The following is a 14,881-nucleotide window of genomic DNA, read 5'->3' as shown; positions in this document are numbered from 1 at the left end:
GGAAAAGTCGTGTCGGACGCGCGCCCCCGGTGCGCCCGGTGCACGCAGGCTTGCGCACCGCCCCGTATGCCCTACGCTTCCGCCTGCGGTGCATCGACGAGACGGCGCCGCCCCGGATGCCCGGCCACGACGGCCGGACGACGGCGTCGACGACAGCGAGAGGGGTGACATGACCGGGGTGCGGGTGGTTCTCCCGCTGGTCGTGTCGATCTCCGCCGCGTGCCCGTCCGTCGCCCGCTCGGTCTTCCCGTGACGCCTTCGTGCGTGATCACCGGCCGGGCCGGGCACCGGACACCCCACACCTGGCCAGCAGTAGGCCGACCCATGGAGGAGCAGCAGGGATGAGCGTCGACAGCGCCGGCATGGCGGCCCGGCTGGGCATCAAGCCGGGCATGGTCGTGCAGGAGCTCGGCTGGAGCGAGGACGCCGACGAGGACCTGCGCGACTCGATCATCGAGGCGTCCGGCAGCGAGATGGTGGACGAGGACACCGACGAGGTGGCCGACGTCGTCATCCTCTGGTGGCGCGAGGACGACGGCGACCTGTTCGACGCCCTCACCGACGCGCTGACCTCGCTGGGCGACGAGGGCGTCGTCTGGCTGCTGGTCCCGAAGTCCGGCCGGCCCGGGCACGTGGAGCCCGGCGACGTCACCGAGGTCGCCCCCACGGCCGGTCTCTCGCAGACCAGCAGCATCTCCGCGGCCAAGGACTGGTCCGGCATCCGGCTGGTCACCCCGAAGGCGGCGCGCAGCCGCCGCTGAAAGAGGACCCTGTCCTCCTCATCCCTCGCCCGCTCCGGACGAGCCTCTGGACGGGGCCGACGGGGGCCGTTCCAGCCGGTCACCACGGGTGGGGCACGATCACGGGCATGAGCCTCTCCGTCGGTGACCGCGCGCCCGAGTTCAGCCTGCCCGACCAGGACAAGCAGGTCGTGTCCCTGGCCGACCTGCGCGGCACGCCCGTGCTCCTGGTCTTCTACCCCTTCGCCTTCTCCGGCATCTGCACCGGCGAGCTCTGCCAGCTGCGCGACGAGCTGACCTCCTACACCGGTGCGGGGGTGAAGGTGCTCGCCATCAGCACCGACCCCGTCTTCAGCCTCAAGGCGTTCAAGGCGCAGGAGAACCTCGAGTTCCCGCTGCTCTCGGACTTCTGGCCGCACGGCGAGGTCGCGCAGGCCTACGGGGTGTTCAACGAGAAGGCCGGCATGGCCCTGCGCGGGACGTTCCTCGTCGACGCCGAGGGCGCCATCGCCTTCGCCGAGGTCAACGCCCCCGGCGACGCCCGCCAGCAGTCCGGCTGGAAGGACGCGGTCGCGCAGCTCGCGGCTGCCTGACCGGCCGCCCGGCCAGGGGTCTCCCCGCGCGCTCGCGAGTGGCGAGCGGCGGGGAGGTCCTTACGCTGGGCCGGCGGGGCGCGTAGCTCAGCGGTAGAGCTCTCGCCTTACAAGCGAGCGGTCGCAGGTTCGAACCCTGTCGCGCCCACCCCGTCGTCCTCGGAGCAACCGGCAGTGCCGCCGACGATGCCGCGTGCGCCGGTCAGGCGGCGACGGGCGCCTCGGACGCCGGGGCCGGCTCGGCGGGCTTCGGGAACGCCGGGCGCAGGAACGCCGGCGCCCGGAACGGGGTCCACTCGCCCTCGGGCTGCGCCAGCCGGTCGGCGATCGCCCAGAGCGCCGCCGGGTGGTGCCCGATGCCGAGGTGGCTGGCCATGACCGCGATGTTCTCGCAGCGCTCACCGGGCACGTTCAGGCAGGTCTGCCAGTGCACGATGCCGTCGAGGTGGGAGTAGATCGACGTTGCGGGTACCGGCAGGGGGCAGCCCTCGGACTCCAGCGGGAACTGGCGCTGCTCCACGTGCAGGTGGGCGTAGCGGTCGAACGCCTTCGACGCCCGGGTCTGGCTGTGCCGCTCGATGCGGAACGGGCTGCCGAGGGTGATCACCTGGCGCACCTGGTCGGGGCACTGCCGGGCGAGGTCGCGGGCGAAGATGCCGCCGAGGCTCCAGCCGATGACCGTGACCTCGCGGCCGTAGCGGCCGTGCAGGTAGTCGAGCTTGTCGCGCAGGCCGTTGACGCAGACGGCGGTCGGGCCGATGTTGCGGCCCAGCCCCCAGCCGTGCACCCGGTAGTCCAGCCGCCGGAGCGTCGCGCGGAGGGCCCGGGTGGAGGTGTCGTCGGCGAGCAGGCCGGGGAGGACGAGCACGGGGTGGCCGTCTCCCTTGGGCAGGCGAGCCGTGAGCGGGCGGGCCGCCAGGTAGAGGCCGTAGTCGGCGAACGCCCGGCCGGGCTCGGTGAGGTAGAGCGGGAGTGCGGGGCCGTCACCCTGCTGTCGTGCCACGTCGTCCTCCAGGCTGCCGTCCATTCGTGCACGGGCTCTACCAAGATGCGGCCTGGCTCACACCTGAGGTCGCTGCACGCGCGGGCACATGTTGCCGAACTGTGTCCTGCGTCATAGCGGACGATCGCGTACCGCCACGTGACGCGGCCCGCCCGCGCTGCGACCGGTGGCACCACGTGCCACCGTACGGACGACGGCAGGGGAGAGGAGCGGGATGGGCGAGGACGGCATGCCCGGGCGGAGCCGCACGGTGGACCTCGACGGACCGGTGCACTACCTCGACTTCGGGGGCCCGGAGGAGGGGCCGGTGGTCGTGCTGGTGCACGGGCTGGGCGGCTCGCACCTGAACTGGGACCTCGTCGCCCCGGCGCTGCGCGAGCACGCGCGGGTGCTGGCCCTCGATCTGCCGGGTTTCGGGCGCAGCGAGCCCGGCGGCCGCAGGGCCAGCGTCCCGGCCAACGTCGCCGTGCTGAACCGCTTCCTCGCCGAGGTCGTCGGGGAGCCCGCCGTCCTCGTGGGGAACTCGATGGGCGGCATGATCTCGATCCTCGAGGCGGGGGAGCACCCCGAGGCGGTGCGCGGGCTGGTGCTGCTCGACCCGGCCGTCCCCGGCCCGCGGCGGGCGCAGGACCCGCTGGTGGCCGTCACGTTCGCGCTCTACGCGATCCCGTTCGTCGGGGAGCGCTTCCTGTGGTGGCGGCGGCAGCGCACGTCGGCCCTGGTCCGCGTGCACGACATGCTGGAGCTGGTGGGCGTCGACCCCGAGCAGGTGCCCGCCGACGTCATCGACCGGTCGGTCACCCTGATCGAGGAGCGCCGCGACGTCCAGGGGATGGACCGGGCGTTCCTCGCGGCGGCCCGCTCGGTGCTGCGGGTGCTGGCCGATCCGCGTCGCTACCGCGCCGCGATGGCGTCGATCGACGTCCCGGTGCTGCTGGTCCACGGCGACCGCGACCGGCTGGTGCCGGTGCAGGCGGCGCGGGACATCGCGCGGCAGCACGCCGCGTGGCGGTACGCCGAGTGGGCCGGCGTCGGCCACGTGCCCCAGCTGCAGGAGCCGGAGCGCCTGGTGGCCGAGGTGCTGGACTGGATGCGCGACGCGCGGCTCGTCGGATCCCGCGCCTAGCTCCCTCCGTCCGGGCGGAGCGTGTCGCGCAGCGCCTCCAGCCCGGTGTAGCGCGGCCGCCAGCCGAGCTCCTCGCGGGCCCGCGTGGTGTCCATGATCGCCGGCCGGGTGGCCGCTTCGACCCACTCGGCCACCGGCGGCAGGAACGGCAGCCGGGAGACCGCACGCGCCGCGGCCTGCGCGGGCGCGGCAGGCGTCGGGATCGCGATCGCGCCGAACTCCCGGGCCACGTCCGCGGCGGTGAGGACGCCGTCGCCGGCGATGTTGTAGGCGCCCGGCGGTCCCGCGCCCAGGACGCACAGCAGCAGCGCCTGCCCGACGTCGTCCTCGTGGACGAACTGCAGCGGGTGGCGTGGCACCAGCAGCGGCACGGGGACCGGCAGCCGCCGCGGCCGGTCGAACAGCAGGCGGCCCAGCGGGGCGAGCGGGCCGGGCAGCACGTCCTTCCCGCCGATGGCGTGCGGACCCACCACCACCGGCGGGCGGAGCAGGTAGAGCGCCAGATCGGGGGCCGCCGCCACCTCGTCCTGCAGCAGGTGCTCGAGCTCGGCCTTCTCCTGGGCGTAGAACAGCCGCGCCGCCGGGCGCACCGGCCACTCCTCGGAGATCAGCTCCGGGTTGTCGCGGTGGAAGCCGTAGGCGGCGACCGAGGAGGCGTAGACGAACCGCCGGGCGCCGACCGCCGACGCCGCGCGGAAGACGTTCAGCGTGCCGTCGACGTTGATCGCCCGGGTCGTCTCCCGGGAGGCGTTGCCGGTGATCAGGAAGGCCAGGTGGACGACGACGTCGGCACCGGCGAACGCCTCGCGCAGCCCCTCCGGGTCGCGCACGTCGCCCTGCCGGTAGCGCATCTTGGTCCAGCCCCGCTCGGCCGGGTCGAACGGGCGGCGGGCGATGCCGATGATCGACTCGACGCGGTCGTCGTCCTGCAGCAGCGGCACGAGCCCGGCGCCGAAGGTGCCGGTCGGCCCGGTGACGGCCACGGTCAGCCCGCGCCCCCCGGCGCTCACCGGGCGGCTGCCCGGGCCTTGGTGGTCCCGCCGGTGGGCTGCTCCACGTCGGGCGTGGCCTCCGCCGCGCGGGCGAGCTCGAGCAGCTCCTCGATGCCCCGCCGGATGCCCCCGGAGAGGACGTCGACGTCGGGGAAGGCGTCGAAGTCGGCGTTGAGGCCGAAGGTCATCGTGTCGAGGTAGCTGAAGATCCCGATCGAGCAGCGGATGCCGCCGGCGATCGGCACGTAGGCGTGGGCCGAGCACATCCGCTTGCCGAGGACGTACAGCGGCACCCGGGGGCCGGGCACGTTCGTCGTCACCGCCTGGCACCACATCTGCCCGGCCTGCATCGCCGAGCGCACCCCGACGGAGAGCAGGGTGGGCGCGACGAAGTCGCCCATCGAGATGATCGTCGGGACGTCGACGGCCTGCATCGCCCGCTTGTACTCGTCCATCTGCCCGCGGATCGAGCGCAGCCGCGACACCGGGTCCGGGTCGCCGACGGGCAGGTCGACGAAGACGCAGGCCACCCGGTTGTTCAGCGATCCGCGCTGCTGCTCGGAGCGGACCGAGACCGGCACCATCGACCGCACGACGAGGTCCTCGGAGGAGAGCTCGCCACGGCCCTGGAGCAGGTCGCGGAAGCCCTTGGTGATCGCGGTGAGGACGACGTCGTTGACCGTGCCGCCGAGCGCTGTGCGCACCGACCTGAACTCCTCGAACCGGCCCTGGGTCCATGCCCAGCGACGGTGCGGCCCGATGTGCCCGTTGAGCGAGCGGGCGGTGGGGGTGACGGCCTGCTTGGCCAGCGACGGCAGGGCGCCGGCCAGCGTGCGCCCGGACTCGGCGAGGCCGCGGACGTTGCGGGCGGCGCTCCCGACGGAGGGCAGGCTGGTCAGCGTGCGCAGCGGCTGGGTGGCCGCCTCGGTGACCGCTCCGGCGACCAGGGCCAGCGAGGAGGGGTCGCGCCGCGGCGTCCAGTCGCGGGGGTCCTCGTGGGTGGCGTCGGGGTCCAGGTCGAACATCAGCTGCATGAGGTCGGTGCCGGCGACGCCGTCGACCATGCAGTGGTGGACCTTGGAGATGAGCGCCCAGCGCCCGTCGGCCAGGCCCTCGACGAGCCAGAGCTCCCACAGCGGCTTGGCCATGTCCAGCCGCTGGCCGAGCACCCGGCCGGCCAGGTTGCGCAGCTGCTCGTCGCCGCCCGGGGAGGGCACCGCGGTGTGCCGGACGTGGTACAGGATCTGGAAGTGCGGGTCGTCGACCCACATCGGGCGGCCCAGCTGCAGCGGCACCTCCCGCACCCGCTGCCGGTACCGCGGCACGCGCGGCAGCTTGCTGAGCAGCAGCCGGACCACGTCGCCGTAGCTGGGCGCCGGCCCGTCGAACACCGCCACCGACCCCACGTGCATGGGGGTGTTCTCGCTCTCGGCGAAGTAGAACCCGCTGTCGAGGGCACTCATGCGGTCCACGTCTCACTCCTCGCCGCCCTGGTCGCTCTGCTCGGACCTGGGCCTCGCACGTCCCGGATGGTGGCCGCCGAGCTTGCCTGTGTCCCTCCGTGCACGCACATCGACGGTGTGGCGGCGGCCACATCTTCCCGTGCCCCGTATCCAGCAGGTCAACCGGCCTTCCGGCGCTCGACCTCGATCCGGTCGATCAGGTCGGTGAAGGCGCGGTCGACCACCGCCGCGCGGGTGAGGTTGACGCTGTGCCCGGCCCCGGGGACGACGACCAGCTCGGCGCCCGGGCCGACCGCCTCGGCGATCCGCCGCCCGTGGGCCTCGGGGGTCAGCCGGTCGTGCGTCGCGGCCACCACGGTCACCGGCACCCGGCGGAGGACCTCCAGCGCCGCCGTCTCGTCGTGGTCGAGGAAGGTCGCGTAGAACGCCATCGTCACCGGTAGGGGCGTCTCCTCCAGCAGCTGCTGCACCAGGCGCACGCTGCGCGGGTCGGCGTCGTCCTTGCCGAACAGCAGCCGCCGGATGGCCCGCCGGCCGAGGAAGGTGCCCCGCCGGCGACGTCGCTCCAGCGCCGGGGCCAGCCGCTGCAGCAGCCAGAGGTAGAGCGGGAGCAGCCGCAGCCGGCGCATCAGCGTGACCACCGTGGCCAGAACGCCGGTGCTCACCAGTCCACCGGCCGAGGTGGCCAGCAGAAAGGCGCCGACGATGCGGGTGCCGAACAGCTCGGGCCGCTGCCGGGCCAGCGCGAGGATGCTCATCCCGCCCATGGAGTGGCCGGCGAGCACCACCGGCCCGGTGGGGGCGACGGCGTCGAGCACCTCGCCGAGGTCGCGGCCGGTGCGGTCGATCGTGGCCCGGGTCAGGGGCGTCCAGCCGGAGCGGCCGTGGCCGCGCTGGTCCCACAGGACGAGCCGGGCCCGGTCCCGCAGCGCCGCGCGCTGGGGCTCCCACTCCGCCAGCCGCGCGGTGAACCCGTGGCAGAGGACGACGGTGAGCGGGGCGTCCTCCCTGCCGTCGAACTCCACGTGCAGGTCGCAGCCGTCGTCGGTGGTCACCGTCCGCGAGCCCGGAGGGGGCGGTCCGTCGAGCGGGGGCAGGGGCAGCAGCGGGGGGTCGGCGGGCACGGCGCCATCCCATGGCCTCGGAGCGGGCCGCGCAACCGGCCGGCTCAGTGGTCCCCGCGGCGCCCGGGTGCGGTCTCCCGCACCAGGCGACGGGCGGCGTCGACCTCGCGGGCCACCGGGGCCAGCACCCCCTCGGCGTGCAGCTCCGCGTCGTCGGGCACGACCGACCGCCGGACGTCGTCCTCCAGCCCGCGGATCGCCCGGCGCAGGACGGCCACCTGGGCGAGGTCGGGGGCGGGCTCCCCGCCGCGGCTGGCGATGACGGCCTCGGTGACGGCGTCGGACGCGCGTTCCAGCTGCACGATCACCGGCCACCACGCGGCCGCCCGCGTGCTGATCGGCGGTGGCTCGGCCAGGCGCCGCTGCAGCTGGGTCTGCAGCTCGGTGAGCGCGCGGTAGCTGCGCCTGCGGGCGCGGCGGCGCTCGGCCGGGCTGCCGGTGAAGGCGGCCGCCACGAACGCGTCCAGGGCGCGGGCGGCGTCGCGCAGCGCCTCGTCCAGCGGGGCGCGCCAGGTCTGCGGCCACAGCAGGTAGCCGAAGACCAGCACGATCGCGCAGCCGATCAGCGTGTCCAGCAGCCGGGCACCGACGAGCCCCGGCCCGGCAGGCAGCGCCAGATCGAGCAGCAGGATGATCAGCGGCGTCTGGAAGACGGAGAACAGGCCGAAGTTGGCGTTGCGCGCCCACGGCAGCACCGCGGCCGCGCCGGCCAGCGCCACGAGCACCCACCCGTTGCGGGGGAGGGCCGCGAGGAGGGCGGAGCCGAGCAGCACGCCGAGGAGGGTTCCGGCGCCCCGCTGCACCGCCCGGGTGAACACCGAGCCGAAGTCGGGCTTCAGCACGATCGCGACGGTCAGCAGGACCCAGTACGGCCGCTCGATGGGCAGGTACTGGCGGGCGATCTCCGCGACGGTCATGCAGAGCGACAGCCGGACGGCGAAGCTGCGGGCGTCGGCGCTGGCGAGCGTGCGGTCGGCCAGATCGTGGAGGCGGGTGCGGAGGTCGGGCCGGGCCACCGCCGCGGCCGCCGCGCCGGCCCGTTCCTCCGGGTCGCCCACCACGTTCCACACGAGCCGGACGCCGTGCCGGACGGCCCGCACGGCCGGATGGCCCTGCTCGAGGGGGGCGGGGCGCTGCTCGACCAGCTCGCCGCGGCCCGAGACGGCCGCCGCCAGCGCGTGCGCGGCGGCGACGTCCTGCGGATCCGGGGGGATGCCCGCGCGCGCGGCGGCCACGGCGCCCTCCACGAGCGGCGCCGCCGCGTTGAGGACGCCGGCGAGTTCCGAGAGCTCGCGGCTGCGGCCCGCCGACCGGCTGCGGCTGCGGATGACCCGGTCGTAGGCGGCGTTGAGGGCCGTGGTGAGCGCCCGCCGGGCCTCGGGGGCTGCGTCGCTGCCGACCGCCGCCAGCAGCTCGCCGATGCGGGTGAAGACGGCGGCGACGGCGGACCGGTCGGGGTCCAGCGGCTCGGTCCGGTACTGCACCAACGCCGTCAGGGTCGCCCACGCCGCACCGCAGAGGAAGAAGCCGACCTCCGCGGCGGCCGTGAGCGGGGTGACCAGCCCCGAGGCGAGCGCTGTGTAGATCAGCAGCTGCAGCGCGCCGAGCGACAGAGCCGCGTTGACCGCGCTGACCAGCGCCGCGGCCGCCGACAGCGCCGCGATGACGGCCACCGGTGCCCACCCGCCACCGGTCGCGAACTGGCCGGCCAGCAGGCCCAGCATGCCGAAGAGGGTCGCCGCCCCGATCCGGCGGAGCCGGTCCCGGAGCGGGCCGGGCTGGGGCGCCAGGCTCGCCGCCAGCGCCCCCATCGTGCCGAACACGCCGGCGCCCAGCGTGACGGCGGAGTCCAGGCCGCCCATGGCGACGGCGAGGGCCAGGGGGGCGGGGATCGAGACGGCGAACCGGGCGACGTCGCGCCACGGGACCGGCGGGGGCGTGGTGCGCACCAGCTCCTCGAGCCAGGCGGGGGCCCGCAGCGATCGCTCCCCACGCCGCCGCACCACGCTCCGAAGCTTGGCACTCCACCGGACCGGCCGTGCGCACCCCCGCCTACCCTGACCAGTCGTGACCGTGCAGCTCGGGAAGGTCCTCGCCGCCCTCGATGCCCGCTACGACCCGGCCCTCGCCGAGGGATGGGACGCCGTCGGGCTGGTCTGCGGCGACCCCGCGGAGGAGGTGCGGCGGGTGCTCTTCGCCGTGGACCCGACCGCCGCCGTCGTCGACGAGGTGGTGCGGACCGGTGCGCAGCTGCTGGTCACCCACCACCCGCTGTTCCTCAGCCCGGTGCACGGTGTGCCGGCCGACGACCCGCGGGGGCGGCTGGTGCACCGGCTGGTCCGGGCCGGCGCCGCGCTCTTCGTCGCGCACACCAACGCCGACCGGGCCCCACACCACGGGGTCAACGACGCGCTGGCGGCGGCGCTCGGCCTCGCGGACGCCGTGCCGCTGGAGCCCACCGCCGCGGATCCGCGGGCCGGGCTCGGCCGGGTGGGCCGGCTGCCGGAGCCGATGACGCTGCGCCGGTTCGCCGAGCACGCCGCTGCCGCGCTGCCCGCCACGGCCGGAGGTGTCCGGGCGGCCGGTGACCCCGACCGGCGGATCGCCACGGTCGCGGTCTGCGGCGGCAGCGGTGGCTCGCTGCGGGGCGCCGCCGCCGCGGCCGGGGCCGACGTGCTGCTCACCAGCGATCTGAAGCACCACCCGGTGTCCGACGCGCTGGAGGTGGCCGGGCCGGCGCTGTGCGACGTGGCGCACTGGGCCTCGGAGTGGCCGTGGCTGCCGGTGGCCGCCGACGTGCTGCGCCGCGACCTGGACGGCGCGGTGGAGGTCGCCGTCGCCACCCCGCGGACCGACCCGTGGACCTGTCGCGCCGACGCCCCGGCCGCGGGCTGACCGGGGCGGTCCGCGCGGTCAGCCGTGACCGGCGGCCCGCAACGCCTGCACGCAGCTGCGCTCGAGCGCGCGCTGGCGGCGGATCCGGGCGAGCAGGCCGGGGACCGGCTCCAGCTGCCTGGTCGCGGCCGGGCGCACGTCGGTGAGCCGGCCGTCGGCGTAGCGGCCGGAGGTGGTGTGCACGGTCCACCGCTCGACGTCCGGCACGGAGAGCTCCTGCCCGACCAGCACCGCCGGGCCGGCCACCGCCGGCGGTCCACCCGGCAGCGCGAGCGGATCGGCGTCCCAGTCGGGGACCCGGACGGTGCGCACGTGCAGGCCACCGTCGTCGACGGCCAGGACGGCGTCGGCGGGGCCCTCGCGCCGGTCGACCGGGACGACGGCGTCCGGGTCGAGGACCAGCACCAGGCGCGGCAGGTACCACCAGTGCTCGCGGCGGAGCATGTGCGAGTCGGCCAGCGCCCGCGACGGTGGGTGCTTGCGCAGCTCCTGGTCGAGCAGCTCCTCGCTGAACAGCTCGCCGTCGCCGTCCTCGACCAGCGTGAGCCGCCCGGTGAACGCCAGGGGTGACCACCGCGCCCCGGTGAGCCGTGGCTCGGAGAGGACCAGCGCGGCCGAGCCGGCGGCCGCGGCGGCGCGGGCGGTCGCCACGTGCGCCCAGGGCAGCGCGACCGCCGGCCGGCCGCCGAGGGCCAGCGGGACGACGCCGGTGGCCCCCGGGGGCCCGTCCGGCGTGGACCACAACAGTTCGGCCACACCCGCGGCGTGGAGCGCGGCCAGACTTGTGGGGTCCATGAGCTGAGTGTTCACTCCCTCCGACGGCGGCGACGAGGCCGCCCGTGGACCAGGGGGTTCTGCCGTGCCCGCGTTCGTCGTGGCCGCCGTGGTCGGGGTGCTGTTCTTCCTCGGCTACCGGTACTACTCCAGCTACCTGGCCCGGAAGGTGTACGCCCTCGACCCGGCGTTCGTCACGCCGGCCCACCAGTTCAACGACGGCAACGACTTCGTGCCGACGAACAAGCACGTCCTGTTCGGCCACCACTTCACCTCGGTGGCCGGGGCGGCCCCGATCGTCGGCCCGGCGATCGCGGTCTTCTGGGGCTGGGGCCCTGCCCTGACCTGGATCGTCCTGGGCACCATCTTCGCCGCCGGCGTGCACGACTTCGGCGCGCTCGCGGTGTCGGTCCGGCACAAGGCCAAGAGCATCGGCACGCTGGCCGGCGAGGTCATCAACGGCCGGGCCCGGAAGCTCTTCCTGGCGATCATCTTCTTCCTGCTCACCCTGGTGAACGCGGTCTTCGCCGTGGTGATCGGGAACCTCTTCGTCGCCAACCCGGGTGCGGTCATCCCGATCGTGCTGGAGATCCCGCTGGCGATCTTCATCGGCGTCTACATCTACCGGACGCGGTCCTCGGCGCTGATCCCGTCGATCGTCGGCGTGATCGTCCTGTACGCCCTCATCCTGGTCGGGAACGCCTTCCCGATCTCGCTCGACGGCCTCGCCGACGCGCTGGGGGTGGAGCAGACCCGCAACGTCTGGGTGGTCCTGCTCTTCGCCTACACCTGGATCGCCTCGCGCATCCCGGTGTGGGTGCTGCTGCAGCCGCGGGACTACATCAACAGCCACCAGCTGTTCATCGCGCTCGGCGTCATCGCCCTGGGCGTCATCGTCGGCATGAACACCATCCAGGCGCCGGTGGTCAACGACGTGCCGGAGGGCTCGCCGAGCTTCTTCCCCTTCCTCTTCATCACCATCGCGTGTGGGGCGATCTCCGGCTTCCACTCCCTGGTCTCCTCCGGGACGACGTCCAAGCAGCTGGACAAGGAGACCGACGCCCGCTACGTCGGGTACATGGGCGCGGTCGGCGAGGGGTCGCTGGCCACCGGTGCCGTCCTGGCCGCCACGGCCGGCGTCGCCGCCTCGCAGGCGGACTGGGAGGCGCTCTACCCGGACTTCGCGACCGCCTCCAGCGGGGCGACCGGCAACTTCGTCAACGGGGTGGCGCAGTTCGCCAACAACCTCGCGATCCCGCTCGAGTACGCGACCATCTTCGCCGCCGTGGTCGTGATCAGCTTCGCCGCCACGACCATGGACACCGGCGTGCGGCTGCAGCGCTACGTCGTCCAGGAGATCGGCGAGCTCCTCGGCATCCGGGCGCTCTCCCGCAACCTCACGGTCGCGACCACCATCGCCGTCCTGATCCCGCTCGGCATGGCGCTGATCCCCGGGGAAGGGGAAGCCGGGTACACCTTCGGGGTCCTGTGGCAGCTGTTCGGGACCACCAACCAGCTCACCGCGGGCCTGGCGCTGTCGGTCATCGCCGTGTGGATCACCCGCCGGGGCCGCAACCCCCTCGCCGCGCTCATCCCGCTGGTGTTCCTGCTGGTCATGACGTCGTGGGCGCTGATCGTCAACCTGCGCAACTTCATCGAGGCCGAGGACTGGGTGCTGGCGCCGCTGGACGCGCTGATCTTCGTCCTGGCGGTCTGGCTGATCGTGGAGGCGGCGCTGGCCCTGCGCACCGCCTACCGCGAGCGGCCGTCGACCCCGGTCGACGGATTCGGGACGGGGGAGCCGGACGCCGTGGCGAAGGCCAACCCCGAGGTCGGCGAATCGACGGCCGGGCCCACGGAGGGGCCGGCCGGGACCTCGCGCAGGTGACCTCGCGGGTCGTCCTCGTCCGCGGCTCCCGGGCCGCGGGCGGGGGCGGCGGTTGCTGCAGCGGCGACGTGCGCCCCTTCGACGACGGCGGCTCGCACGCCCACGCCCCCCGGGCGGACCCGGTGGGGGAGGTGTACCGGGCGCTGCGGGCGCGGCTGCCGGCCGACGTCGCGATCGAGGTCGTGTCGCCGTCGAACTGGCTGTGGCTGCTGCCGGAGCTGGTGAGGGCGGGGCGCCGCCGCGGCCTGCGGGGCGCCGCGCTGCGCCGCTCGGTGCGTGCGGGGATGGCGGTCGAGTCGCTCGTCGTCGACGGCGCGGTGCTCGCCTCCGGTGGCCTGCCCGCGCCCGCGGCCGCCGTCGCCGCGGTGGAGGCGGAGCTGGCGCTGCGCTGACCCGGCCGCCGTCGGGTCACCGGCGCGGGACCCGACCGGGGCGCGGGTAGGTTGAGCGCGTGAAGGTCGACCATTTCGAGCAGCAGAGGCTCCTGGAGCTCGCGGCGGAGGACGTCGCCCTGACCCAGCTCGCGCACCGGAAGCGGACGCTGCCCGAGGCCGCGGCCGTCGAGGCCGCCGCGGAGACGGAGCGGTCTCTCGGGGACGACGTCGTCCGGGCCGAGACCGAGGTCCGCGACCTGCAGCGGGAGGTGTCCCGCCTGGAGGCCGACGTCGAGACGGTCCGGCAGCGCGCGACCCGTGACCAGCAGCGCCTGGACGCCGGTGGCATCACCGCGCGGGAGACCACCAGCCTGCAGCTGGAGCTCGAGTCGCTCGCCCGGCGCCAGGCGACCCTGGAGGACCAGGAGCTCGAGCTGATGGAGCGCCTGGAGACCGCCGAGTCCACCCTGCGGGCGGCGCAGGAGGCGCTCGAGCAGGCTCGGGCCGATCGGGAACGCGCCGAGCAGCTGCGCGACGACGCGCTCGCCGACATCGCCGACTCCACCACCCGGCACGAGAGCGCGCGCGCCGCGGTCGCCGGGGGCCTCTCCGCCCCGCTGCTGACCCTCTACGACCGGGTCCGCGCCCAGACCGGCAGCACCGGGGCGGCGATGCTCCGGGCGCGGCAGTGCCAGGGCTGCCGGCTCGAGCTGAACGGCCGCGAGCTGGCGGCGGTCCAGAAGGCCGACCCCCACGAGGTGGTCCGCTGCGAGAACTGCGGGCGGATCCTGGTGCGCACGGCCGAGTCCGGGCTGTGACCCGCCGGTTCGTCGTCGAGGCCGACGGCGGCTCCCGCGGCAACCCCGGGCCGGCCGGCTACGGCGCGCTGGTGCGGGACGCGGACACCGGCCGGGTGCTCGCCGAACGCGCTGCGTCCGTGGGGCGGGCCACCAACAACGTGGCCGAGTACGGCGGCCTGGTCGCCGGGCTGCAGGCGGCGCTGGACCTCGACGCCTCCGCCGAGGTCGAGGTGCGGATGGACTCCAAGCTGGTCGTCGAGCAGATGTCGGGCCGCTGGAAGATCAAGCACCCCGACATGCAGCAGCTGGCGCTGCAGGCCCGCGCGATCGCTCGGAAGCTGGGCGGGGTCCGCTACACCTGGGTGCCCCGCGCGCAGAACGGTGCCGCCGACGCCCTCGCCAACAGCGCGATGGACGGCAAGCCCGTGCACCGCGACGCCGCCGCCGAGCCCAGCGTGGCCGAGGACGACGTCCAGCCCACGGCGGAGCCCGCCCCGGTGGTCACCACGGTCACCCACCTGCTGCGCCACGGGCAGACCGAGCACACCCCCGAGCGCCGCTTCAGCGGCCGCAACGAGCTGCCTCTGTCGCGCACCGGGCGGGCCGAGGCCGAGGCGGCGGGGGAGCGGGCCGCCCAGCTGGGGATCGAGGTGGTCGTCGCGTCGCCGCTGCGCCGGACGCGGGAGACCGCCGAGGTCGTCGCCGGGCGCCTCGGGCTGCCGGTGGAGTTCGACGACGACCTGCGGGAGCTGGACTTCGGCGACCTGGAAGGGCTGACCTTCGACGAGGCCCGCGCCCGGCACCCCCTCGCGGTGCGCCGGTTCATGGCCGACGTGACGGTGGCGGCGCCCGGCGGGGAGTCGATCGCCGAGGTCAGCGCCCGGCTGGCCGGTGCGCGGTGGCGCATCCTGACCCGGCACGCCGGGAAGACGGTGCTGGTGGTCAGCCACGTCACGCCGATCAAGCTGCTGCTCGCGGCCGGGCTCGGGGTCGGCGACGACGTCGTCCACCGGGTCTTCCTGGAGGCCGCCTCGCTGTGCACGGTCGCCTGGAGCTCCGACGGGCGCGCCTCGGTGCGGCTGGTCAACGACACCGCGCACCTGCGCTGA

Annotated in this window: 15 protein-coding genes and 1 tRNA gene; 10 read left to right on the top strand and 6 right to left on the bottom strand. The window is 75.0% G+C overall.

The genetic code is table 11. The features are described 5' to 3' along the window. The first annotated feature begins 88 nt into the window (after positions 1–88). The 4 genes from ACI8AG_RS14945 (at position 89) to ACI8AG_RS14930 (ending at position 1,481) form a co-directional block, all read left to right on the top strand. Positions 89–253: a hypothetical protein gene (locus ACI8AG_RS14945; protein ID WP_456588991.1), complete on the top strand. Its 165-nt coding sequence runs from the start codon at positions 89–91 to the stop codon at positions 251–253. An 88-nt stretch (positions 254–341) separates the two neighbouring features. Next, the gene (locus tag ACI8AG_RS14940; RefSeq protein WP_456588992.1) at positions 342–761 is read left to right on the top strand and encodes a DUF3052 domain-containing protein; all 420 of its coding nucleotides are present in this window, start codon (positions 342–344) and stop codon (positions 759–761) included. 107 nt (positions 762–868) lie between these two features. Next, positions 869–1,333 (top strand): peroxiredoxin, encoded by a 465-nt coding sequence (locus tag ACI8AG_RS14935; protein WP_456597671.1) that lies wholly within the window; start codon positions 869–871, stop codon positions 1,331–1,333. Between the two features lie 76 nt (positions 1,334–1,409). Next, positions 1,410–1,481 (top strand) — tRNA-Val (locus ACI8AG_RS14930). 54 nt (positions 1,482–1,535) lie between these two features. On the opposite strand, the gene ACI8AG_RS14925 is transcribed toward ACI8AG_RS14930, so the two are convergent. Beyond that, positions 1,536–2,336: an esterase/lipase family protein gene (locus ACI8AG_RS14925; RefSeq protein ID WP_456597670.1), complete on the bottom strand. Its 801-nt coding sequence runs from the start codon at positions 2,334–2,336 to the stop codon at positions 1,536–1,538. Positions 2,337–2,550: 214 nt separating this feature from the next. Between ACI8AG_RS14925 and ACI8AG_RS14920 the strand changes: the two genes are divergently transcribed. After that, positions 2,551–3,462: an alpha/beta fold hydrolase gene (locus tag ACI8AG_RS14920; RefSeq protein ID WP_456597669.1), complete on the top strand. Its 912-nt coding sequence runs from the start codon at positions 2,551–2,553 to the stop codon at positions 3,460–3,462. Here the strand turns inward: ACI8AG_RS14920 and ACI8AG_RS14915 are convergent. From ACI8AG_RS14915 to ACI8AG_RS14900, 4 genes are all read right to left on the bottom strand, one after another. Continuing rightward, positions 3,459–4,472 carry an NAD-dependent epimerase/dehydratase family protein gene (locus ACI8AG_RS14915; protein ID WP_456597668.1) on the bottom strand — a complete coding sequence of 338 codons (1,014 nt, stop codon included), beginning with the start codon at positions 4,470–4,472 and terminating at the stop codon, positions 3,459–3,461. The two genes, ACI8AG_RS14920 and ACI8AG_RS14915, sit on opposite strands and share 4 nt — an antisense overlap. Then, positions 4,469–5,917: a WS/DGAT/MGAT family O-acyltransferase gene (locus tag ACI8AG_RS14910; RefSeq protein ID WP_456589065.1), complete on the bottom strand. Its 1,449-nt coding sequence runs from the start codon at positions 5,915–5,917 to the stop codon at positions 4,469–4,471. Before ACI8AG_RS14910 ends, ACI8AG_RS14915 begins: the two co-directional genes overlap by 4 nt. A gap of 158 nt (positions 5,918–6,075) precedes the next feature. Next, positions 6,076–7,041, bottom strand: a complete 966-nt coding sequence (locus ACI8AG_RS14905) for an alpha/beta fold hydrolase (protein ID WP_456597667.1) — start codon at positions 7,039–7,041, stop codon at positions 6,076–6,078. A gap of 44 nt (positions 7,042–7,085) precedes the next feature. Continuing rightward, positions 7,086–9,047 (bottom strand): FUSC family protein, encoded by a 1,962-nt coding sequence (locus ACI8AG_RS14900; RefSeq protein ID WP_456597666.1) that lies wholly within the window; start codon positions 9,045–9,047, stop codon positions 7,086–7,088. A 61-nt stretch (positions 9,048–9,108) separates the two neighbouring features. On the opposite strand from ACI8AG_RS14900, the gene ACI8AG_RS14895 reads away from it, so the two are divergent. After that, complete coding sequence (locus tag ACI8AG_RS14895) at positions 9,109–9,936, top strand: Nif3-like dinuclear metal center hexameric protein (RefSeq protein ID WP_456597665.1); 828 nt, start codon at positions 9,109–9,111, stop codon at positions 9,934–9,936. A gap of 18 nt (positions 9,937–9,954) precedes the next feature. Here the strand turns inward: ACI8AG_RS14895 and ACI8AG_RS14890 are convergent, their stop codons facing one another. Then, positions 9,955–10,731, bottom strand: a complete 777-nt coding sequence (locus ACI8AG_RS14890) for a hypothetical protein (protein ID WP_456597664.1) — start codon at positions 10,729–10,731, stop codon at positions 9,955–9,957. Positions 10,732–10,795: 64 nt separating this feature from the next. Between ACI8AG_RS14890 and ACI8AG_RS14885 the strand changes: the two genes are divergently transcribed. The 4 genes from ACI8AG_RS14885 to ACI8AG_RS14870 are packed head-to-tail and all read left to right on the top strand — an operon-like array spanning position 10,796 to position 14,881. Continuing rightward, the gene (locus tag ACI8AG_RS14885) at positions 10,796–12,598 is read left to right on the top strand and encodes a carbon starvation CstA family protein (RefSeq protein WP_456597663.1); all 1,803 of its coding nucleotides are present in this window, start codon (positions 10,796–10,798) and stop codon (positions 12,596–12,598) included. Continuing rightward, on the top strand, positions 12,595–12,990 hold the full coding sequence (locus tag ACI8AG_RS14880) for a hypothetical protein (RefSeq protein ID WP_456589002.1): 396 nt from the start codon (positions 12,595–12,597) through the stop codon (positions 12,988–12,990). The genes ACI8AG_RS14885 and ACI8AG_RS14880 overlap by 4 nt, the downstream gene beginning before the upstream one ends. Positions 12,991–13,049: 59 nt before the next feature. Next, positions 13,050–13,790 carry a zinc ribbon domain-containing protein gene (locus tag ACI8AG_RS14875; protein ID WP_456597662.1) on the top strand — a complete coding sequence of 247 codons (741 nt, stop codon included), beginning with the start codon at positions 13,050–13,052 and terminating at the stop codon, positions 13,788–13,790. Next, positions 13,787–14,881 (top strand): bifunctional RNase H/acid phosphatase, encoded by a 1,095-nt coding sequence (locus ACI8AG_RS14870; protein ID WP_456597661.1) that lies wholly within the window; start codon positions 13,787–13,789, stop codon positions 14,879–14,881. Before ACI8AG_RS14875 ends, ACI8AG_RS14870 begins: the two co-directional genes overlap by 4 nt.

Source organism: Blastococcus sp. SYSU DS0552 (assembly GCF_054050815.1).
The sequence above is the reverse complement of the archived record's forward strand: the minus strand, read 5'-3'. Positions and strand labels throughout refer to the sequence as shown.